Origin of the sequence: Paenibacillus sp. FSL F4-0100, from assembly GCF_037993005.1 — a bacterium.
GTDB lineage: Bacteria > Bacillota > Bacilli > Paenibacillales > Paenibacillaceae > Paenibacillus_AQ.
On the sequence record NZ_CP150303.1, the window covers coordinates 1,952,501 to 1,973,770 of the forward strand.

Below are 21,270 nucleotides of genomic sequence, written 5' to 3' on the forward strand. Positions count from 1 at the left end.
GACCATCAGCTAAGGTCCCCAAGTGTGTGTTAAGTGGGAAAGGATGTGGAGTTGCACAGACAACCAGGATGTTGGCTTAGAAGCAGCCACCATTTAAAGAGTGCGTAATAGCTCACTGGTCGAGTGACTCTGCGCCGAAAATGTAACGGGGCTAAACACACCACCGAAGCTATGGCTTGATGCTTTGCATCAGGGGTAGGGGAGCGTTGTATGTAGGTTGAAGGTGTACCGTAAGGAGCGCTGGACAGCATACAAGTGAGAATGCCGGTATGAGTAACGAAAAGATCAGTGAGAATCTGATCCGCCGAAAGCCCAAGGTTTCCTGAGGAAGGCTCGTCCGCTCAGGGTAAGTCGGGACCTAAGGTGAGGCCGAAAGGCGTAATCGAAGGACAACAGGTTGAAATTCCTGTACCACCGTAAACCGTTATGAACGATGGGGTGACGCAGGAGGGTAGTGACGCGGACTGATGGATGTCCGTCCAAGCAGTGAGGCTGATGTGTAGGCAAATCCGCACATCGATAAGGCTGGGCTGTGATGGGGAGTGAAAATTATAGTAGCGAAGGTCATGATCTCACACTGCCAAGAAAAGCCTCTAGTCAGGTGAAGGTGCCCGTACCGCAAACCGACACAGGTAGGCGAGAAGAGAATTCTAAGGCGCGCGGAAGAACTCTCGTTAAGGAACTCGGCAAAATGACCCCGTAACTTCGGGAGAAGGGGTGCCTCGGTAGGGTGAATAGCCCGAGGGGGCCGCAGTGAAAAGGCCCAAGCGACTGTTTAGCAAAAACACAGGTCTGTGCGAAGCCGTAAGGCGAAGTATACGGGCTGACGCCTGCCCGGTGCTGGAAGGTTAAGGGGAGCGGTTAGGAGCAATCCGAAGCTGTGAACCGAAGCCCCAGTAAACGGCGGCCGTAACTATAACGGTCCTAAGGTAGCGAAATTCCTTGTCAGGTAAATTCTGACCCGCACGAATGGCGTAACGACTTGGGCGCTGTCTCAACGAGAGATCCGGTGAAATTTTAATACCTGTGAAGATGCAGGTTACCCGCGACAAGACGGAAAGACCCCATGGAGCTTTACTGCAGCTTGATATTGGATTTGGGTACGATCTGTACAGGATAGGTGGGAGCCTTTGAAGCATGAGCGCCAGCTTGTGTGGAGGCGACGTTGGGATACCACCCTGATCGTATCTAGGTTCTAACCTGGTACCGTAATCCGGTACGGGGACAGTGTCAGGCGGGCAGTTTGACTGGGGCGGTCGCCTCCTAAAGAGTAACGGAGGCGCCCCAAGGTTCCCTCAGAATGGTTGGAAATCATTCGAAGAGTGCAAAGGCATAAGGGAGCTTGACTGCGAGACCTACAAGTCGAGCAGGGACGAAAGTCGGGCTTAGTGATCCGGTGGTACCGCATGGAAGGGCCATCGCTCAACGGATAAAAGCTACCCTGGGGATAACAGGCTTATCTCCCCCAAGAGTCCACATCGACGGGGAGGTTTGGCACCTCGATGTCGGCTCATCGCATCCTGGGGCTGAAGTAGGTCCCAAGGGTTGGGCTGTTCGCCCATTAAAGCGGTACGCGAGCTGGGTTCAGAACGTCGTGAGACAGTTCGGTCCCTATCTGTCGTGGGCGTAGGAAATTTGAGAGGAGCTGTCCTTAGTACGAGAGGACCGGGATGGACGTACCGCTGGTGCACCAGTTGTTCCGCCAGGAGCATGGCTGGGTAGCTACGTACGGAAGGGATAAGCGCTGAAAGCATCTAAGCGTGAAGCCCCCCTCAAGATGAGATTTCCCAATTCGTAAGACCCCTTGAAGACCACGAGGTAGATAGGTTGGAGGTGGAAGTGCAGCAATGCATGGAGCTGACCAATACTAATCGGTCGAGGGCTTATCCAAAAAACACCCCAAAAAGTGAAGCGAAGCTTTGAAGCAACGCCGAATACTTTCCGGGGACCCCGATATTGCATGGGGGAAATGCTACGGATTCTAAAACACGCAAATTCGTTTCGTATCTAGTTTTCAGGTGATCAATCACTTGAATTAAATATTGTTCCCTGATAGCTCAGTTGGTAGAGCACTCGACTGTTAATCGAGTTGTCACAGGTTCGAGTCCTGTTCGGGGAGCCACTTATGGAGAGGTGTCCGAGTTGGCCGAAGGAGCACGATTGGAAATCGTGTAGGCGCCAAAAGCGTCTCGAGGGTTCGAATCCCTCTCTCTCCGCCAGCAAGGACTGCATATATGGCCCGTTGGTCAAGGGGTTAAGACACCTCCCTTTCACGGAGGTAACAGGGGTTCGAATCCCCTACGGGTCACCACTATCTTTATTGCATCAGGGGATGAGAATCCCGTCGGTTCGTCGGAGGGTAACTTCGTAGGCATAGACTTCGCAGTCTCGAACGAAGTGAGAGTATCCCCTACGGGTCACCCTTATCTTTAACAACATTCCAGACGGAGGCTTAGCTCAGCTGGGAGAGCATCTGCCTTACAAGCAGAGGGTCGGGGGTTCGATCCCCTCAGCCTCCACCATGATTTATCCCCAAAAAGTGAAGCACATGCTTCGCAAGTAATTCTGATTACTTTTCGGGGACCCCATACAAGCAACCCTTTTAATGACGCGGGGTGGAGCAGTTCGGTAGCTCGTCGGGCTCATAACCCGAAGGTCGTAGGTTCAAATCCTGCCCCCGCAACCAATTTTATATCGCGATAGCGATAATGCCTCATGGAACTGTGGTGTAGAGGCCTAACATGCCTGCCTGTCACGCAGGAGATCGCGGGTTCGAATCCCGTCAGTTCCGCCATTCTTATAAGCTTCAGGGATGAGAATCCATCATGGGTTCGTCGAAGCATCATCTTCGTTAGCATAGACTTCGCAGTCTCGAACGAAGAGAGAGTATCCCGTCAGTTCCGCCATTCTTTACTCTTAGTAATAAGAGCCATTAGCTCAGTTGGTAGAGCACCTGACTTTTAATCAGGGTGTCGAAGGTTCGAGTCCTTCATGGCTCACCATCTTTACCAAGAGAGCTTGAGACGGAATACATATTTACATTGCGGACGTGGCTCAGCGGTAGAGCATCGCCTTGCCAAGGCGAGGGTCGCGGGTTCGATTCCCGTCGTCCGCTCCATTTTGCGCCCTTAGCTCAGCTGGATAGAGCGTTTGACTACGAATCAAAAGGCCGGGAGTTCGAATCTCTCAGGGCGTGCCATTTTTTAAACTAAATTGCTTACTCTATATGAAATTTCATTGTGCCGGTGTGGCGGAATTGGCAGACGCGCGCGACTCAAAATCGTGAGGGAAACCGTGGGGGTTCGAGTCCCTTCACCGGCATTAATTAACGGGATGTAGCTCAGCTTGGTAGAGCACCTGGTTTGGGACCAGGGGGTCGCATGTTCAAATCGTGTCATCCCGATTCGAATCGAAAGACTGCTTTCAGTGTAACTGAAAGCAGTCTTTCTTTGTTATGGATTGAAAATGATGCTAATGGCAAAAGCGGAACTGAATAATTTGGCAGCTTCCCGGTCACAATATGAAAAACATTGAATAGAAGGGGATAACCTTGAGTGTTTTTCATTTCTTTAAGAAGCTGTTCAGAAAACGGTGGAGACGCTGGAGACGCGCGATTTGGCCCTGTGCAATCCTATTGATCGCAGGTATCATGATATGGACCGGCCAGAATATAAAGGATCAGATGCATAAGCTGCTCACTGCTGCATCCGACGAAACGCCACTGGCCGTAGAAACGATGCATTACTTGCAGATCGCGGATGATAAGTTGGAAGAACGCCGGCAGGATCAGAGGGAATTTATGCAGAAGCTGAATACCTCGAAGGGAAAGAAGCATGTTCATGTTCGCATCACTTATGTATGTGGCATCGAAGAGCAGGATATGGGTAAGCTTACGGCGGACGGTATTTATGAACTGATGAATAAAAATCCTTTATGGCAGGGACGCTTGGATAACAAAGGAGTAGTTTGGCTGGAGCACACCGTATCCGACCTCTCCCCCACCTGTAAGAGGCAAGCTTATATGAGTATCGATTCCAAAGGAAACTTAACGTTGTTTGATGGCCCACCGGAAGAAGAGAAAGTGATGCGGACCTTCTTTCAGCTGGATGTCGGTTCGATGGAGTCTTCTTTGCCCAAAGATGTGATCAAGCAGCTTGAAGAAGGTATTCGAATCCAAGATATGGAAGAGTATAACAGTGTTCTGTCAACCTTTAGCGATTATGCACGGGATATGGCTGAGAATGTCATGAACCCGACCCCTTAAAATTGTCCCTGCTTTGTCGCTTGGTGACTGAAAATGCTGCTGCCCGGAAATTTTCCGGGCAGTTTTTTTGCGTTGGAGGGGGATGTCAGCGGTCTCAATATAGTGGATACGTAACGGTTGCTTAAAGGATCAAAGTTTTTCCTCAACAGAGGTCGATCTTTTGTTATAATGAGAGAACGATACATATGTTCGCTTCATCAGAGGAGAGATTGGTTTGCGCATTTTAGGGATCGACCCCGGGATTGCGATTGTAGGTTTCGGGTTTGTAGATAAGGTTGGAAGTAAAGTTACACCGGTACAGTATGGCTGTATCCAGACGGAAGCCCATACACCGGATGAAGAGAGGCTGCAACACGTGTACGAAGGCATGCAGCAGCTTATTGATAAATATGAGCCTGAGGCCGTTGCTTTCGAGAAATTGTTTTTTAACCGCAACGTAACCACGGCGATGTCCGTATCCCAGGCCAGAGGAGTTCTTATCCTGGCTGCGGTCCAGCGCGGGCTCCCGATTGCAGAATATACGCCGATGCAGGTGAAGCAGGCGATCGTCGGCTATGGCAAGGCCGAGAAGAAACAGGTACAGGAGATGGTCAGGATGTTCCTGAAGTTGCAGAGCATTCCCAAACCTGACGATGTGGCGGATGCATTGGCTGTAGCGATCTGTCACGCGCATTCCTATACACTGAATTCCAAGTTAAATGAGGTATTGCGAAAATGATCGATTTTTTACGGGGACAGGTAGTCCACTTAGAGAGTGAATATATTGTATTGGATGTTCATGGGGTAGGATATCGGGTGTTCTGTCCGAATCCGTATGTTTTTGCCAAAACCGAAGGAACCATCACGGTGTTTACCCATCATCATGTCCGTGAGGATGCCATCCTGCTGTTTGGATTTCCGACACGGGAGGAACAGAAGCTGTTCCGTAAACTGATCGAAGTCTCGGGTATCGGTCCGCGTGTGGCGCTCGGCATATTGGGCGGGGGATCACCGGATCATGTGGTTTCCGCCATCTACCAGGAGAATGTATCCTTCTTAATCAAGCTTCCGGGAATCGGTAAGAAAACAGCGCAGCGCATGATTCTGGACCTGAAGGACAAGCTTGAGGGATTCGGAAATGCGAGCATGATGACAGGTCTTTTTGCCATTCAGGAGCCTGAGCCGGAAGCTGACGGCTCGGCGTGGTCTGAGGCACGTGAAGGATTGAAGGCTCTTGGTTATACGGATAGCGAGCTGGACAAGGTCTGGCTCAAGATCAAGGATTCCGGCGCAAGCGGCGAATCCGTCGATGTGCTCATGAAGCGGGCACTGCAGCAGCTATTCGCTGGTTAGATAGAGAATCGCTGCAGGAGAGGAGTTTATATAGATGGACGATCGAATTATTTCCGCCAATCTAATGATGGACGAACAGGCTGTCGAGCTTAGCCTGCGTCCACGCTATTTGGCTGAATATATAGGACAGAATCAAGTTAAGGAAAATCTCAAGGTATATATCGAAGCGGCAAAAATGCGTAACGAAGCGCTTGACCACGTGTTGTTGTACGGTCCTCCGGGACTCGGCAAAACGACACTGGCGAATATTATCGCCAATGAGCTTGGCGTTAATCTCCGTACGACTTCCGGTCCGGCAATCGAGCGACCGGGGGATCTGGCTGCACTTCTCACTAATCTGCAGGAAGGAGATGTCCTGTTTATTGATGAGATCCATCGGCTGCACCGGACGGTAGAGGAAGTGATGTATCCGGCGATGGAGGATTTTGCGCTGGATATTATGATCGGGAAAGGGCCAAGCGCACGCTCGGTACGTCTGGATTTGCCACCGTTTACCTTAATTGGCGCCACTACCCGGGCTGGATTGCTCTCTGCGCCGCTTAGGGACCGTTTTGGCGTGGTAAGCCGTCTGGAATTCTATACGGTGGACGAGCTGAGTTACATTGTGTCACGCAATGCGGATCTTTTGGAGATCGAGATATTAGGAGAGGCAGCAGAAGAGATTGCCCTGAGGTCGCGCGGGACGCCCCGAATTGCCAACCGTCTCTTGAAAAGGGTGCGTGATTATGCCCAGGTTCGAGGAGATGGCATGATAACGCCAAGCATTGCTCAGGAAGCGCTGAAAATGCTGCAGATCGATCCGATGGGACTGGACTTTATTGATCATAAAATGTTGAACGCCATGATCAAAAGCTTCCGTGGGGGACCTGTAGGTCTGGATACCATCGCGGCAACCATTGGAGAAGAAAGCCAAACCATTGAAGATGTTTATGAACCGTATCTCCTGCAGATCGGTTTCTTGCAGCGTACACCCCGGGGACGGGTTGTAACGCCCACAGCTTATCAACATTTAGGTATTCCCTTCCCTGAAGATCGTCGTTAGATTATAGAATCATTACACTCATACCAAATCCTAATAGCTACAGGAGGAAAGACTTAAATGGATAGGAACTGGACGAAATCATTATTCGGTTGGACCACCAAGGGACTCTTGTCACTGGCTGTTGCCGGAACCTTATGGAGCGCGCCTGCAGTACATGCGGCCGCTCCTTCAATAGATACGATTCGAGTTGCGATGTTTTTGGATCTGGGAAGTCAGTATAAATCAACAACCAATGCCGTTACGCTGAAATCCGCTGAGGCTCTGACGACATCGCTGCTTGTATCCGGTGCTCAGCAGACTTTGATGAGCATTCCAGCAAACCAGCAGGTCCGAATGAGTGTGGATACATACCGCGTCAAGGTGCTCGAGACCACGGATTGGAAAACGGCTTCGGAAGCGGCAAAAAAACTGGAGGCGACGAATGACAAACCGACGCTGTTTGCAGACGGCAATGTATACAAACTATATGCCGGTATGTATGGGACAGAGAAAGCGGCCGTGGACGCGGCAACGCGAACTGCGAAGACGGTAGCTGCATATCTGAATGGTCAAACGCCTTCTGTTAAAGGCGGACTGCATTTGTCTGCGGGATCGTACGGATCGGAGGCTGAGGCGGAGTCTGTACGTAAGACGTATGCAAATGCCGGCATGGATGCCTTCAATGTTGTGGTACCTAACGGAGGTGCATCCGCTTATGAGGTTTGGGTAGGCGAGGCAGCCAACACAGCCGATCTGGCTGCAGTCAGACAGGAAGCTGCTCCAATATCCGGCGCCCTCGTTGAAATGAATGCCGCAACCACGGGTCTGATGATGAGACGAGATGTAAGCCTGAACCTGGCGACTCCTCAAGAGACACAGCATTATATGTTGTCAGGTGGTCAGTCGGTTCTGCGGGTAGAAGGAAGCTCAGGTGCCGGAACGAATGTGAAGGAGCGATCGGATCGCTCCTATCGAGGCGCTTTGGAGATCGGACAAAAGAACGGTCAATTGTATCTCGTCAATGAACTGCCGTTCCAGCAGTACCTGTATTCCGTCGTTGGAGCCGAGGTGCCATCTACTTGGGGTGTTGAAGCGCTGAAAGCACAGGCTGTAGCGGCACGCAGTTATGCGCTCTTCCAAGGAAATAAGTTCGAAGTAGCCCATGTCGTGGACACAACGCTAAGCCAGGCCTATTATGGGACCGCCTATGAGTATCCAAGCATTATTCAGGCAGTGGATGCAACTGACGGCGAAGTTGTCATGAAAGATGGCAAAATAGTGGAAACCGTGTTCTCCTCCAATAGCGGAGGAATGACGGCGGACTCCACCGAGGTGTGGGGTAACCGTAACGATCTGTTTGCCGCGGTGGAAAGCACTGGAGATTCCTCATCCCAAGCAGCGCTTAAATCTTGGTATCATGTACTTCTTCCGAGTGGCGCTACAGGCTATGTACGTGAGGACAATGTGAAGGAAACCGGCAACAAAACATCGGCAGGGCTCCTCTATATGACCGTTACCGCCAAGGATACGAATGTACGCCCATTGCCATTGATCCAATCGAACGTTGAGCCTGTAGGCAAGATGAATCCAGGAGAAACGGCTGTCGTCCTTGAGAAAGTGGCGGAATCCAACAGCTATGACTGGGTTCGCGGTCCGTATACTTCGGATCAACTACTGTCCTCTCTAAAAGGAAAAACCACTAACAGCCTGCCTGCTTCTATTACTTCGCTGGATGTAACGGAGCGAGGCCCTTCTGGACGTGCCCTTACGGTGAAAGCCAACGGTCAAGTGCTGGACGTAAAATATCCGGATATGTTCCGCTCGGCTTTTAACGGACTGCCAAGCACATTGTTTGATATTGAATCGACCGGAAGTTATACTGTATTGAGCGCGAATGGTGCGGTATCAACGGTTTCAAGCGGCCAAACGATATCCGTTATCTCAGGGAGCGGTAACGGAAATGTCAAAGGTTCCGGTACCGTTGTGATGAATGGAACGGGGAAAGCACGTGTGATTGAAAGCTCTTCCGGCTTTAAATTTACCGGTAAAGGCTTAGGCCACGGACTGGGCATGTCCCAATGGGGTGCCAAAGGAATGGCAGATGAAGGGTATGATTACAAGCAGATACTCCAACACTATTACCGCAACACGACTATTACGAAGGACTGAACGACATGAATGTGGATTTGTATGATTTTGAATTACCCGAACACTTAATTGCGCAGACGCCACTGCTTGATCGAAGCTCTTCCAGGCTTCTCACGCTGGACAAAGAGAACGGATATATAAGCCATCAAACGTTTGCGGACATTATAGACAGCCTGAATCCGGGGGATACACTCGTATTAAACGATACCAAGGTCATACCGGCCCGATTGTTCGGTGCAAAGGAAGACACCGGTGCCAAAGCAGAGGTCCTTCTGCTGAAGAATATGGGGCAAGACCGGTGGGAAGCACTTGTGAAACCGGGCAAGAAGCTGAAAAAAGGGAACGTAATTTCCTTTGGGGACGGTAAATTAAAAGCGATCATTGAGGAAGAAGGCGAGATGGGTGCTCGCATCCTATCCTTTTCGTATAAAGGGATTTTCCAAGAAATCCTGGATGAACTGGGGCAAATGCCGCTTCCGCCATATATTAAGGAGAAGCTGGATGACCGCGATCGGTATCAGACCGTATATGCAAAGCATGAAGGATCTGCAGCCGCTCCCACGGCGGGCCTGCACTTCACGGAAGCTCTCCTGGAACAGATTCAGGCCAAGGGAGTAGACATCGCCTTCATTACCCTGCACGTGGGGCTGGGGACATTTCGTCCGATGTCCGTGGAACAGGTTGAGGATCATGTCATGCATGAAGAGTACTATTCCCTTTCCCAGGAAACCGCTGAGCTGCTGAATGAAACGAAGCGGCGCGGCGGTAGGGTTATCGCTGTAGGGACTACCTCTTGCAGAACGCTGGAGACGGTTGGATCGGCGCTGGAAGGCGAGCCGCTGCGTGAGAGCAGCGGCTGGACAAGCATTTTCATATATCCCGGATATGCTTTTACCGTTGTGGACGCGCTGATTACGAATTTCCATCTGCCGAAATCCACGCTGGTGATGTTGGTCAGTGCGCTGGCCGGACGCGAACACATTATGAAGGCGTACAAGGAAGCTGTTGAGAAGGAATATCGATTCTTCAGCTTTGGCGACGCGATGTTTATCTATTAATTCGGAGGTTGGTTAATACAATGGTAGCAGCTGTTACTTATGAACATATTAAAACGTGTAAACAATCGGGCGCGAGGCTCGGCAGAGTGCACACCCCGCACGGCGTGATCGATACGCCGACATTCATGCCTGTGGGAACATTGGCAACGGTAAAAACCATGAGTCCGGAAGAACTAAAAGCTATGGATGCCCACATTATATTGAGCAACACCTATCATCTCTTTTTGCGTCCTGGACACGATATTGTGAAGGAAGCGGGCGGACTGCACAAATTCATGAACTGGGACCGTCCGATCCTGACCGATAGCGGAGGCTTCCAGGTATTCAGCTTAGCAGAAATGAGAAAAATATCGGAAGAAGGCGTACATTTCCATTCCCACTTGAACGGAGATAAACTGTTTATCTCCCCAGAAGTCGCGATGGAGATTCAGAACGCCCTTGGATCTGATATTATGATGGCTTTTGATGAATGCCCGCCTTATCCTGCGGAGTATGAATACGTTAAACAATCCACCGAGCGGACCTCTCGCTGGGCTGAACGCTGCCTTAAGAGCCATGCCAGACCGGAAGACCAAGCCCTATTCGGCATCGTTCAGGGAGGCATGCATGAGGATCTGCGCCGTCAGAGCGCCCGTGATTTGACTTCCATGGATTTCCCGGGTTATGCTATTGGTGGACTTAGTGTGGGAGAATCGAAGCAGCTTATGTATGAAGTACTGGATTACACGGTGCCCTTGCTGCCGAACAATAAGCCTCGCTATTTGATGGGAGTCGGATCACCCGATGCGTTGATTGAGGGCTCGATTCGTGGTGTGGATATGTTCGATTGCGTGCTTCCGACGCGGATCGCTCGCAACGGGACAACGATGACAAGTCAAGGCCGTCTTGTCGTTCGAAATGCTCAATATGCCAGGGATTACGGACCGCTGGATCCGGAATGTGACTGCTACACTTGCCGTAACTACTCGCGTGCTTATTTGCGTCATCTGATCAAGAGTGATGAAACGTTTGGATTAAGATTGACGACGTATCATAACCTGCATTTCCTGCTCAATTTGATGCGTAACGTGCGTCAGAGTATTATGGAAGACCGTCTGCTTGATTTCCGCGATGAGTTTTTTGATAAGTACGGCCTACATGATAATGAAAAAGGGTTCTAAAGCAAGTTCATGGCCATCATGATAAGTTTGTGAAAGGGGGGAAAGATATGTTTGATTTAGCAGCTGGTGCAGGTCAAGGCGGAGGCGGTATTTTAGGGTTGATTCTGCCTTTCGTTTTGATGTTTGTCATCTTTTATTTTCTGCTTATTCGTCCACAGCAGAAAAAACAGAAGACCAGAAACGCAATGCTTAGCGCCTTGTCAAAAGGCGATAAAGTGGTAACCATTGGAGGCCTTCACGGTACAATTGTGGAGATTACCGACGATATTGTGGTCTTGAAAGTGAACGATGTAACGAAGTTGACGTTCGATCGTAACTCTATCAGCCATAGTGTGAATGCGGATGCATAATTACGTTTCACCTACATATGGAATGTAATCGTTATAACAAAGGCCGATTCCTTTTAGGAGTCGGCCTTTGTTTTTTAGCATGGTAGTGAGATGCTCGCCAGGAGCATTAGTTTGAATCTTTATTTTTTTAAGTTGACCCCGAACATTCCCCCGATGGCGCCGGCGGCAAATACCGTGGCAATCAGCGTCAAATCTCCGAGAGATAAAGAACTATCCAAAGCAAGAAAGCCAATGACGAGCAGCGTAATGCCATATATCAGCCCTGTCAGGCATCCGTAATACCAACCTTTGTTTCCTGCGCGCTTGCCGCTCACACAACCTCCGATAAAGGCTGCGATGGCATGTACGAGAAACGTGTAGAACGATAAATCATCTTCGGCTAGTCCGCTGCCCCATAGAAGCAGGGATAAAGCAAACGCGCCAAGAAACATCCAGAAAAAAGAATACAAAAGTCCTGAAAGAATCGGATTGGAGATCCTGAAAGTGAAAACTCGCCGGATCGGTTCCATGAATCATCCCCCTTAACTAATCTTGATCATTAAATTGTATGGCCAAGCCTGTACATATAGTACAAACCGAGCATTTTGCATTCGGTTTTGCATGATTTCCATTAATTAATCCGTTGTAATCGAATGGGAAAAGCTATAGCAGGCCAGAATAGCTGTACATGAGAATGTTCGACAAGCTAGGAGGGATTGTTTATGTCTCATATGACTATTCTGATTCTGCGGACCATTCTGATGTATGTGGTCATCTTTGTCACCATGAGAATCATGGGCAAACGGGAAATCGGAAAACTGTCTATCTTCGATTTGGTCATATCTGTTATGATTGCAGAGATTGCCGTTTTTGTTCTGGAAGATGTCCAAAAGCCGATTTGGGAGGGACTTGCTCCTATCGCCGTTTTGGTTGCCATTCAGGTAGGTCTTGCTTACATCGGACTGAAAAATCGAAATATACGGCTGTTTGCTGACGGAAAGCCAAGCGTATTGGTGTCCCGGGGCAGGCTGCACCGTAAGGAGATGGCAAAGCTCCGCTATAATCTGGATGATCTGATGCAGCAGCTAAGGGGCAAAGATATTGACAGTCTGGCGGATGTTGAATTTGCGATACTTGAAACTTCCGGTCAGCTCACCGTGATTCCAAAGGATACGGGGGACAGCTCAAACGGCAGTTCGAATAACTCTTCAAGTTCATCCAACACTTCAGGGGCCACCAATTTTTCATCTACTTCATCCCAATCTGAAAAAGAAAACCCTACAGTCGTAGATATTCCTTACGATAAAATTACGTATGAAGGCCTGCCCATCCCGCTTATATTGGATGGAAAGGTGCAGGACGAGAACCTTGAATTAATCGATAAAACGCGGTTCTGGCTTAAGAACGAGATACAGAATTATGGTGCTAAGGATTTTAAGGATATTTTTCTATGCTCTATTGACCATAAAGGCCGGATTTACATTGACCGTAAAGACAGGATCTAACGACGGCTGAATTTGTTGAACCAGGTGCCGACGACAGGCACACGATCCAAATCTCGCGGTGTTACCAGCTTGGTCATAAAAATCATGATGAAATAGACCAGAATACCAACTGTAATGGAAGCCCAAAATTGCAGCCATGGCGCGGTCGAAAACGGAAGATGTTTGTACCCATAGAGAACGCAGGCACCCATAATGATCATAACCGCCCCGATTTTAACATAATCCAGCAGACGGAATCGAAAGCCGATCAGTTTCGATAGGCTGAAACCGTGGAGTAATGTAACTGCAATACTGTTTACGATAATGGCAATGACGGCCCCTATTATGCCGAAGGCGGGATTGGATGCCAAAAACACGATGAGGCTCATTTTGATGATCGCCCCGAATAACGTGTTGAGTAATGCCCGGCCCGGACGGTCCAGAGCTTGCAAGGCAGCTTGAAGCGGGGACTGCACATACAGGAACAAGGCAAACGGCGCCATGATTTTGAGCATATCGCTAATCTCCGCGTTGTCGTATAGGAGCAAGCATAATGGCTCAGCCAGGACAAACATAATGATGGCAAACGGAGCTCCGGAGACAAGGGCTAGCCGAAGGGATTGGTTCATTCGTTTGTGGATGGTCGTCCGGTCATTGCGGGCGGCTGCCTCCGAGAGTGAAGGCACCAGAGAGATGGCCAGAGAAACCGTCAGAGCACCGGGCAACAACAGGAGCGGGATGATCATCCCTTGCAGTGCTCCATACTGAGCGGTTGCTACGGATGTCGCTATACCTGCCATGGCCAGGCTGCGATTGGTCAGGATTGTCTCCAGGAGGTAGGAGAATGAACCTACCATCTTGCCCCCCGTCACAGGCAATGCAATACCAAATAAACGTTTCAGGATACCTTTATTCGAGGGAGAGTCTTCTTTTGCAGTTTTTTCGGATATTACTTTTTGCGGTTTAGGTAAAAGTTTATTCCTAGGTCGTCCCTCCCCCGGATATTGCAGCAGCAGGGCTATCATCCCAATCAGTTCCCCCACGGCTGTTCCGAGCATGGCACCCGCAGCCCCATAAGCGATGCCTTTGGGCATCAAGAGATGCGCAAACCAGAGCATGCAAATAATTCGGACAATTGTCTCGATCACGGAGGAACTTGCGGAGGGAATCATGTTCTGTTTGCCCTGGAAATATCCACGGTAGACCGACGAAACGGCAATGATGATCAACATGGGTGTCATGCTGATAAAGGTTTGGTATACACGCTCGTCCGGCAAAAGCACGCCGGTTACCCAAGGGGCAAGGAGCAGACTAAGTCCCGTAAAGAAGGCGCCTGCTGTAAGCGTCAGCATCAGGCTGACATGCAGGATTTGCTTGGAAGCATCACGCTTTCCGGCACCTTCCGCTTCGGCAACCATTTTGGCAATGGCTAGCGGAATTCCACCGGTAATGATCGTCACGAGCACGATAAAGAAGGGATAACCCAGTTGGTAAATTCCGACACCCTCGGGTCCAATGATCCGGGGGAGGGCGATCCGGGGGATAAAACCGAGTAGGCGGTTTAATATGCCGGCTGCAAGTAAAATCAGCGTTCCTTTAATAAATGATTGCTTGTTCACTGTCCATCCCACTCCCTGGTTAAGACTGAATACGGTGACACGACATGGCTATTCTTATGGATATGCCCTACCTGTCCCATCTGATGACTTTACTTTTTTTTCAGGACATGGTAGGAATAGAAGGAAAGCAATGTATCCTGTCGAATGTAACTTAGGGACAACAGGGAGTCAGTGAGGAGGCCATATGCATGGAACTCGAGCAAATGAGCGAGGAAGAATTGATGAGCACCATTGAGATGGTATGCTTGAGCAAGGTTGAGGAAATGCATTTGATTGGGTACGAATATGTGACTAGCGACGATATTTGGAACTGTGTCAGCAGTAAATATGAAAAGGAAGGCATCCCCTCCCTCCACAAACTGGTCAATGACATTCTGTCCTTGAAGGCGACAGCTTTAATGAACTATATGACAATATCAGCATATAAGGGATCTTCTTTCGATTAATCGAAGAGGTCCCTTTTGCCTTGCGGATATAAGGGTTCATTCATAAACCCGACAAATTTTGATAAATTGACTGGGTTTTATGACATCGCTATAATAGGAATATTGAGTAAAAAGGGGGAACAAAGGACGGCATGAAGAGAATAATCAGTTTCGTCGGAACCGTACTCGTGATCACTGTTTTAATGGCCGTTACAACTCCAGGCTTGCTGAAAGACGTCCGTCTAGGTCTGGATCTTAAGGGTGGATTCGAAATCCTTTATGAAGCAGAGCCTTTGATGGAAGGGCAGCAAGTCACAAAAGAAGCACTGCAGGAAACCGCAAAGAGCTTGCAAAAGCGTGCGGATGCAATGGGGACATCTGAGCCTGAGGTTACGCCGGAAGGGGCGAACCGGATTCGCTTGAAGGTGGCAGGCGTAACGGATGAGGCTGAAGTTCGAAAAACGATGAAAGAACCTGCGAACCTCACATTCCGAAGCAATGACGGCTGTAAAGAAGGCGAGGAGTTCTGTAAGATTGAGCTCCGGGGCGACGATTTCGTCGAGAACGGCGCATCGGTTGCCTATGACCAGCTTAATCAGCCTATGATAGATATTAAAGTGAAGGACAAAGGGAAGTTTGCTGAAATTACAGGACGTCTTCTCGGTCAAGAGCTGGCTATCTTCATGGACGATCAATTGCTATCAGCTCCGACGGTACGTGCCGCATTAACGGATGGTACCGCACAAATTACGGGGAGCTATTCGCTGGATGAAGCGAAGCAGATCCGGGATACGATTAATCTCGGTGCCCTGCCGCTGAAGCTGGTTGAGAAGTACTCTCAGAGCGTAGGAGCTACGCTCGGTATGCAATCTCTTACGAAAACGGTAGAAGCAGGTCTTATCGCATCCGTTGCGATTCTGCTGTTCATGATTATCAGGTATCGCGTACCGGGTTTGCTGGCAAGCTTTGCACTTATTTTGCATACATGGCTTCTGATTCTTATTTTTGTATGGGCTGACTTTACGCTGACGCTTCCAGGTATTGCAGCATTTATATTAGGTATAGGTATGGCGGTTGATGCCAATATCATCACCTATGAACGCATTCGGGAAGAGATCAGAACGGGCAAGAGTGTTCCATCAGCTGTTAAAGCAGGCGGTAAGTCATCCCTGCGAGCCATCATGGACTCCAACTTGACGACGATACTCGTTGCCGCTGTCATGTTCGGATTTGGTACCGGCGCGGTTAAAGGTTTTGCGCTTGTATTGATTCTGGAGATTATCTTGAGTATTGCCACGAACGTTTATTTCTCCCGTTTCTTGCTCAATCTACTTGTGAATATTGGTTGGGCCCGCAAACCGAGCCATTATGGCGTAAAGGAGCGTGACATTCGTGAGCTTTAAGAACTTTGATTTCGTAGGCAAAAGCAGATTTTTCTATATTCTATCCATTGCAATTACGATTCTGGGCTTGGTATTTCTCTTGACTCGTGGTCTTAACTATGGAGTTGATTTCCAATCTGGCTCGAACGTAGATATCTCTCTCTCCAAGCCGCTGACTACGGAGCAGATTAATACCGTATTAAAAGAGGCTGGCATCGGTGAAGATGCGAGCATTACTCCTGGTAATGACCGCGTGAATATTCGATTCAGCGAGGTGCTGACCGAGGACCAGGATCTGAAGATGCGTTCCGGCATTGAGAAGCTGGATAAAACGGCCACCTTCGAGATCAACACGGTTGACCCAGAGATGGCAAAAGAGCTGGGCCGAAACGCAATTTATGCGGTATTGATTTCCTGTATCGGGATTATCATCTATGTCAGCATCCGTTTTGAATGGCGGTTTGCGATTGCAGCGATTATAGCGTTACTTCATGATGCATTTGTTGTTATTAGTATTTTCTCCATCCTCGGTCTCGAGGTGGATCTGACATTCATTATTGCCGTTCTGACGATTATCGGTTATTCGATTAACGATACGATCGTCATCTTCGACCGGATCAGGGAGAACCTGAGGTTTGCCAAGATTAAAAGATTCTCGGATCTTAAAGATCTGGTTAACAAAAGTTTGACCCAGACGATCGGACGTTCGATCTATACAGCATTGTCTGTTTTCATCGCTGCACTCTTCATGCTCCTGCTTGGCGGTGAATCGATTCAGATGTTCTCTCTGGCAATTTGTATCGGTTTGGCATTCGGCGCGTACTCTTCGATCTTTATCGCAAGTCCGTTGTGGCTCGTCCTTAAGGGGCGCAATGTCAGCAATAAACCAAATTCGCCTAAGCCAAGCAAGGATAAGATTGAAATCTAATTCAGCCGCTGTTGGCGTAGCAGTCTAGATAGCAGAGGGTCCTATACAAGTGGAAAGCCGCGTCGCAGGCGACGCGGCTTTCTAAAGTTAACAGCGATAATAAATATAGGATCGATAGTGACATTGAGGGGGGCCTCAAGTGAGCAATGAACGTTTGAATCATACGGAGACTGTCCTTTGGACAGGCATTGTAACGGATTTTGCATTAGCCTTGTGTAAAGGGATCGTCGGATATTTTTCCGGCAGTAAGGCTCTAATCGGAGATGCTCTGCATTCTGCGGCAAATGCCGTGACTTTAATGGTGGATCGTTTACCGAGCCTGGGTATATTCGGCAATAAAAGCTCCATTCGGGACAAACGGAAGGTTTCGGACACGACGGAGCCCGTGATTTCGATTCTATTTGCCGTTTTATTGATCATGGGCGGTATTCAAATTGCGGTATCCGCGATTCAAACCATGGCATCAGGCGACCTGGAGCCGCCAACCAAATCGGCACTGCTTGCTGTTTTCATATCACTCGCGGTGAATGAAGCGGTGTTTCAGTACCAATGTCGGCAGATAAAAAGAAACAAGGATCCCCGGTATGAGGTGCTGTCCGCTGATCATCGATTTGCCTTGTACTCTTCGCTAACGGTATTAATCGGCGTGTCACTAGCTATGGGGGGCTCTTATTTTGAATGGACACCCCTGCTCTATATGGATTCGGTTGCGGCTCTGATTGTGGCTTGTCTCGTGATCCGCAAAGGGTATATACTAATCGTTCATTCCGTTTATGGAACGCTCGTGGAAGAGAAGCGGCATGAGCACGAAGCCGATTTCATGGATACGATTCAGCGAGTGCATGGCGTGATCACGATCGAGGAACTGAAGGTTCAGGAATACGGGCAGATCCGTCATGTGAACATTGAAGTGAAAATTACCGTGAATCCGCGGACGTCCGTATTGGAGGCTCAAGAGATTGCCGAGCGAATCCGGAAACTGTTAACCCATCGCTTTATTCAGGTTACGGATGCCAAGGTTCACGTGGTACCCTATGAACCGGGTTATCCATATAAATCGAACTATGACTTAATGGACAACGATATGCCGACACTGCCGCAGTAGCGTCTGGAGCTAACAGGTGTAAGTCAACAGGAAAAAGGCAGGAAAAGGAAGGTGAGTCCCTGTGCTGTATTCCAAATATGAATGGAGAATACGCTCGGCAGAGTCATCGATCACCGATAGGCTGGCCCAGGATTTGTCGCTGCCACCCATGGTGGCTTCACTCATGGCGTCACGAGGGATACAATCAGCCGAGGATGGACGGAGATTTCTATATGGAACGTTTGAGCTGACGCATGACCCTTATCTCATGCAGGGGATGCAAGAGGCCGTCCCGCGTATTCGTAAAGCTTTGGAGGATCGGGAACATATTCTGATCTATGGCGATTATGATGCAGACGGTGTTTCCAGCACGTCATTGATGATTCATCTGATGCGCTACTTGGGTGCATCTTATGATATTTATATACCACACCGATCCAATGAAGGTTATGGTTTACATAATCACGCGCTGGATTGGGCCCATCAGCAAGGGGTCAGTCTAGTCATTACCGTAGATACTGGAATTAGTGCAGTCGAGCAAATTGCATATGCCAATAGCCTTGGCATCGACGTAATTGTCACGGACCATCATGAGCCGCCTGAAGTACTGCCAGAAGCTTATGCACTGATCAACCCGAAACTCCCTACATGCCCGTATCCCTTTAAGGGGTTGGCAGGCGTAGGCGTAGCTTACAAGCTGGCACAGGCTCTCGTTGGAGAACCACCGGAGGAATGGCTTCAGATTGTTTCCATCGGGACCATTGCGGACTTGATGCCGCTTACGGGGGAGAATCGGGTGCTTGTGAAGCACGGAATCGAATCAATGCGGAATACGAGGTATGAAGGCATTCGATGCTTGCTGGAGGTATCGGGGATCCATGTGGAGCAGGTGACTGCCGTAAATGTGGCATTCTCCATGGCACCACGGATTAACGCCAGTGGCCGTCTGGATCATGCAGGCCGTGCCGTTACGCTTCTTACAACAGAACACCGTGATGAAGCGGAACGGCTTGCCTGGGAACTGGATGGGCTGAACAAGGATCGGCAGCAAGTGGTCGAAAACATCGTCCAGGAAGCGCTTGGCATGGTTCAAAACCGCTGGAGAGGACAGGAGGTTCCTCCTGTCATCGTATTGGCGGGTGAAGGCTGGAATGTTGGCGTGGTTGGTATCGTGGCATCCAAAATATTGGAGCGATTCTACAGGCCAGTCGTTATCCTCGGGATTGATCCCGAGACGGGGAACTGTAAAGGCTCCGCCCGTTCAATTCCGGGTTTTGATATTTATGCGGCTCTGCACTCCTGCAAGGACGTCATGGACCATTTTGGCGGCCATCCGTCTGCAGCGGGCATGAGCCTCCATCGGGATCGATTGGAGGAATTTGAACAGGGACTACATCGATATGCTGAGGAAGCACTCGAAGAAGAGCATCTGATCGCAATTTGTGAAGCGGACCTGGAGGCCAGCTTGTCGGAGGTATCGGTGCCCGTTATTGAACAGATTGAACAGTTAAGTCCGTTTGGCATGGCGAATGCCGTGCCGAAGATCGTTTTCCGGGATGTTGTCATAAAGGAAGTTCGTAAAATCGGCAAAGAAGGAAAACATCTGAAGCTTCGCTTGCAGCAGAAGCGTGAGGTTATGGATGCGATCTCATTCGGATGGGGGCATCTGGCCGATATATTGCCGGTAGGCACGGCTGTGGATGTGCTTGGTGAGCTTTCCGTGAATGAATGGAACGGGAGTCGTAAAGTACAGCTCATGATTCAGGATATCTGCGCTCCTTATCAACAGGTGTTTGACTACCGCGGGATCAAAGAGCCGTTACAGGAAATTCAGAGGTGGAGAGCGGAGCTGGAGCCGCATCTGCGTTGCTCTGCAGTTCGGTCGGCCGTGGTGTACGCAAAAGATTCACATCCGGAAATAAAAAGTCAATTGTATGATATGTGCCTTTGGGTATATGATAGGAATGCTGGCATCATGCCGGATAATGATATTGCTGAAAACAGTCAAGAAGATATTTCCGTTTTGTTCGTACTGGATGTACCGGAAACGGCTGAACAACTGGATGCATTTATGTCAGCCTTCCATTCCGTTCCCAATATATTCATGCTGCATCCGACCCGGAACCTGCACGAACGTCTGCAAATTCCGGACCGCGAACAGTTTAAAAAGCTGTACGTTTCACTTGCTGGGATGACGTCCTCTCCCATGTCGGAGAATGAGGTTGTAGCACGTCTGCAGAAGCAGACTTCCTTATCTACACGCATGCTGCTCAAAGTACTGGATGTGTTTGAGGAACTGGCGTTCATCCAGCGTGTCCAGGGACAGATTGCCTTTATACCGAAGCCGGAGAAAAAACCGCTGGACGCTTCCCGTCACTTCCGTGAGCTAAGCGATTTGGCGGATATGGAGCAGCATTTGCTGCATGCCGGTACCGAACAGTTAACCCAATGGATGATGTCCCGCACAAAAGGCGTATCTTAACCGCAACTATACAGGAGGAGATTATTTTGGATTTTAAAGATTATATTCGTGTTGTTCCCGATTTTCCGCAGGCGGGGATCAGCTTCAAAGATATTACTACACTGCTGAAGAATGGTGAGGTGTATCGCAAAGCCATCGAAGAATTGAAGATCTTGGTATCCGATCTTAAAATTGATGTGATAGCTGGTCCCGAAGCTCGTGGATTTGTCGTGGGTGCTCCGCTGGCTTATGCTCTTGGAGTTGGATTCGCGCCCATTCGCAAAAGCGGAAAGCTTCCCTATGAAACGATTGAAGTGGGATACGACCTCGAATATGGAAAAGATCGCTTGGCGATGCATACCGATGCGATCGAGAAGGGTCAAAATGTATTGATTGCGGATGATCTTCTTGCAACAGGCGGTACGATTGCGACTTCGGTTAACCTCATCCGTCAATTGGGCGGAAACGTCGTTGGAGCTGCATTCATGATCGAGCTGGCGGATCTCAATGGCCGTTCGAAGCTGGATGGAATCGAAGTATTTACATTGATGCAATACGAGTAATCGACAACAATC

The 21,270-nt window shown here is 49.3% G+C and carries 17 protein-coding genes, 11 tRNA genes and 1 rRNA gene (1 of these 29 running past the window's edge); 27 read left to right on the top strand and 2 right to left on the bottom strand.

The genetic code is table 11. The features are described 5' to 3' along the window. The 20 genes from MHH48_RS08490 to yajC form a co-directional block, all read left to right on the top strand. A 23S ribosomal RNA gene (locus MHH48_RS08490) occupies positions 1 to 1,891 on the top strand (it extends 1,036 nt beyond the left edge of the window). A 155-nt stretch (positions 1,892 to 2,046) separates the two neighbouring features. Next, a tRNA-Asn gene (locus MHH48_RS08495) sits at positions 2,047 to 2,122 on the top strand. 5 nt (positions 2,123 to 2,127) lie between these two features. Next, positions 2,128 to 2,219: transfer RNA gene (locus MHH48_RS08500), tRNA-Ser, on the top strand. 17 nt (positions 2,220 to 2,236) lie between these two features. Beyond that, positions 2,237 to 2,311, top strand: a tRNA-Glu gene (locus tag MHH48_RS08505). Between the two features lie 135 nt (positions 2,312 to 2,446). After that, positions 2,447 to 2,522: transfer RNA gene (locus tag MHH48_RS08510), tRNA-Val, on the top strand. 87 nt (positions 2,523 to 2,609) lie between these two features. Further along, positions 2,610 to 2,686, top strand: a tRNA-Met gene (locus MHH48_RS08515). Between the two features lie 31 nt (positions 2,687 to 2,717). Further along, positions 2,718 to 2,794 (top strand) — tRNA-Asp (locus MHH48_RS08520). 132 nt (positions 2,795 to 2,926) lie between these two features. After that, a tRNA-Lys gene (locus MHH48_RS08525) sits at positions 2,927 to 3,002 on the top strand. Between the two features lie 41 nt (positions 3,003 to 3,043). Then, positions 3,044 to 3,118 (top strand) — tRNA-Gly (locus tag MHH48_RS08530). Between the two features lie 4 nt (positions 3,119 to 3,122). Further along, a tRNA-Arg gene (locus tag MHH48_RS08535) sits at positions 3,123 to 3,199 on the top strand. 42 nt (positions 3,200 to 3,241) lie between these two features. Then, positions 3,242 to 3,321, top strand: a tRNA-Leu gene (locus MHH48_RS08540). A gap of 8 nt (positions 3,322 to 3,329) precedes the next feature. Continuing rightward, positions 3,330 to 3,403, top strand: a tRNA-Pro gene (locus tag MHH48_RS08545). 147 nt (positions 3,404 to 3,550) lie between these two features. Then, on the top strand, positions 3,551 to 4,264 hold the full coding sequence (locus MHH48_RS08550; RefSeq protein WP_076320425.1) for a BofC C-terminal domain-containing protein: 714 nt from the start codon (positions 3,551 to 3,553) through the stop codon (positions 4,262 to 4,264). 214 nt (positions 4,265 to 4,478) lie between these two features. Continuing rightward, positions 4,479 to 4,982 (top strand): crossover junction endodeoxyribonuclease RuvC, encoded by a 504-nt coding sequence (gene ruvC, locus MHH48_RS08555; protein WP_076320426.1) that lies wholly within the window; start codon positions 4,479 to 4,481, stop codon positions 4,980 to 4,982. Beyond that, the gene (gene ruvA / locus MHH48_RS08560) at positions 4,979 to 5,596 is read left to right on the top strand and encodes a Holliday junction branch migration protein RuvA (protein ID WP_076320427.1); all 618 of its coding nucleotides are present in this window, start codon (positions 4,979 to 4,981) and stop codon (positions 5,594 to 5,596) included. Before ruvC ends, ruvA begins: the two co-directional genes overlap by 4 nt. A gap of 34 nt (positions 5,597 to 5,630) precedes the next feature. After that, complete coding sequence (ruvB, locus tag MHH48_RS08565) at positions 5,631 to 6,638, top strand: Holliday junction branch migration DNA helicase RuvB (RefSeq protein WP_076320428.1); 1,008 nt, start codon at positions 5,631 to 5,633, stop codon at positions 6,636 to 6,638. Positions 6,639 to 6,695: 57 nt separating this feature from the next. Further along, positions 6,696 to 8,786, top strand: a complete 2,091-nt coding sequence (locus MHH48_RS08570) for a SpoIID/LytB domain-containing protein (protein WP_076320429.1) — start codon at positions 6,696 to 6,698, stop codon at positions 8,784 to 8,786. Positions 8,787 to 8,791: 5 nt separating this feature from the next. Next, complete coding sequence (gene queA / locus MHH48_RS08575) at positions 8,792 to 9,823, top strand: tRNA preQ1(34) S-adenosylmethionine ribosyltransferase-isomerase QueA (protein ID WP_076320430.1); 1,032 nt, start codon at positions 8,792 to 8,794, stop codon at positions 9,821 to 9,823. 20 nt (positions 9,824 to 9,843) lie between these two features. Next, entirely contained in the window at positions 9,844 to 10,983 is a 1,140-nt protein-coding gene (gene tgt, locus MHH48_RS08580) for a tRNA guanosine(34) transglycosylase Tgt (protein WP_076320431.1), read from the top strand. A gap of 47 nt (positions 10,984 to 11,030) precedes the next feature. Continuing rightward, positions 11,031 to 11,333, top strand: coding sequence for a preprotein translocase subunit YajC (gene yajC, locus MHH48_RS08585; protein WP_076320432.1), 303 nt, complete (start codon positions 11,031 to 11,033; stop codon positions 11,331 to 11,333). Positions 11,334 to 11,452: 119 nt separating this feature from the next. Here yajC and MHH48_RS08590 read toward each other — a convergent pair whose 3' ends face one another. Then, entirely contained in the window at positions 11,453 to 11,842 is a 390-nt protein-coding gene (locus MHH48_RS08590; RefSeq protein WP_076320433.1) for a TIGR04086 family membrane protein, read from the bottom strand. A 192-nt stretch (positions 11,843 to 12,034) separates the two neighbouring features. On the opposite strand from MHH48_RS08590, the gene MHH48_RS08595 reads away from it, so the two are divergent. After that, complete coding sequence (locus MHH48_RS08595) at positions 12,035 to 12,817, top strand: DUF421 domain-containing protein (RefSeq protein ID WP_076320434.1); 783 nt, start codon at positions 12,035 to 12,037, stop codon at positions 12,815 to 12,817. Here the strand turns inward: MHH48_RS08595 and spoVB are convergent. Continuing rightward, positions 12,814 to 14,415: a stage V sporulation protein B gene (spoVB, locus tag MHH48_RS08600; RefSeq protein WP_076320435.1), complete on the bottom strand. Its 1,602-nt coding sequence runs from the start codon at positions 14,413 to 14,415 to the stop codon at positions 12,814 to 12,816. The two genes, MHH48_RS08595 and spoVB, sit on opposite strands and share 4 nt — an antisense overlap. Positions 14,416 to 14,603: 188 nt before the next feature. Here spoVB and MHH48_RS08605 point away from each other — a divergent pair, with 188 nt between their 5' ends. The 6 genes from MHH48_RS08605 (at position 14,604) to MHH48_RS08630 (ending at position 21,258) form a co-directional block, all read left to right on the top strand. Further along, positions 14,604 to 14,861 carry a post-transcriptional regulator gene (locus tag MHH48_RS08605; protein WP_076320436.1) on the top strand — a complete coding sequence of 86 codons (258 nt, stop codon included), beginning with the start codon at positions 14,604 to 14,606 and terminating at the stop codon, positions 14,859 to 14,861. A 131-nt stretch (positions 14,862 to 14,992) separates the two neighbouring features. Further along, positions 14,993 to 16,243 (top strand): protein translocase subunit SecD, encoded by a 1,251-nt coding sequence (gene secD, locus MHH48_RS08610; protein ID WP_076320437.1) that lies wholly within the window; start codon positions 14,993 to 14,995, stop codon positions 16,241 to 16,243. Then, on the top strand, positions 16,233 to 17,150 hold the full coding sequence (secF, locus tag MHH48_RS08615) for a protein translocase subunit SecF (protein ID WP_076320438.1): 918 nt from the start codon (positions 16,233 to 16,235) through the stop codon (positions 17,148 to 17,150). Before secD ends, secF begins: the two co-directional genes overlap by 11 nt. Before the next feature lie 139 nt (positions 17,151 to 17,289). Further along, entirely contained in the window at positions 17,290 to 18,255 is a 966-nt protein-coding gene (locus MHH48_RS08620; protein ID WP_076320439.1) for a cation diffusion facilitator family transporter, read from the top strand. Positions 18,256 to 18,316: 61 nt separating this feature from the next. Beyond that, positions 18,317 to 20,716, top strand: coding sequence for a single-stranded-DNA-specific exonuclease RecJ (gene recJ / locus MHH48_RS08625; RefSeq protein WP_076320440.1), 2,400 nt, complete (start codon positions 18,317 to 18,319; stop codon positions 20,714 to 20,716). A gap of 26 nt (positions 20,717 to 20,742) precedes the next feature. Beyond that, on the top strand, positions 20,743 to 21,258 hold the full coding sequence (locus MHH48_RS08630; protein ID WP_076320441.1) for an adenine phosphoribosyltransferase: 516 nt from the start codon (positions 20,743 to 20,745) through the stop codon (positions 21,256 to 21,258). The last annotated feature ends 12 nt before the right edge of the window (positions 21,259 to 21,270 follow it).